The organism is Ventosimonas gracilis, assembly GCF_001580025.1.
GTDB lineage: Bacteria > Pseudomonadota > Gammaproteobacteria > Pseudomonadales > Pseudomonadaceae > Ventosimonas > Ventosimonas gracilis.
Genome location: NZ_LSZO01000022.1, coordinates 1 through 252, shown reverse-complemented (window position 1 = coordinate 252; position 252 = coordinate 1). Strand labels below are relative to the sequence as shown.

Annotated in this window: 1 protein-coding gene; it reads right to left on the bottom strand. The window is 46.4% G+C overall.

Features of this window, described 5'->3' with window-relative positions; translation table 11 throughout:
* Positions 1-252: hypothetical protein (locus tag AXE65_RS13705; RefSeq protein ID WP_193393228.1), on the bottom strand; the 252-nt coding region annotated here is incomplete at both ends.

The following is a 252-nucleotide window of genomic DNA, read 5'->3' as shown; positions in this document are numbered from 1 at the left end:
TCGATTTGTTCGGACATGTCCAGTCCTCCCACGTGTTGACTAAATAAGGATTTGAGTTTTTCAGGTGTTAAGTTGTAAGCCCATTGAAGGGTAAGGGATTCGAGGAGCGCTCTGTTTTCGGGATGAGTAAATTCAGTGGTCAGGTTTCGACCGTCTAAGGTCGTATCTTTAAGTTTGCGCGAGAGCAAGCGCAGTTCAACGCGCAGTTTGTTATCAATCCAACGCTTAAGTTCGGGGTCACTGGTCAGTTGT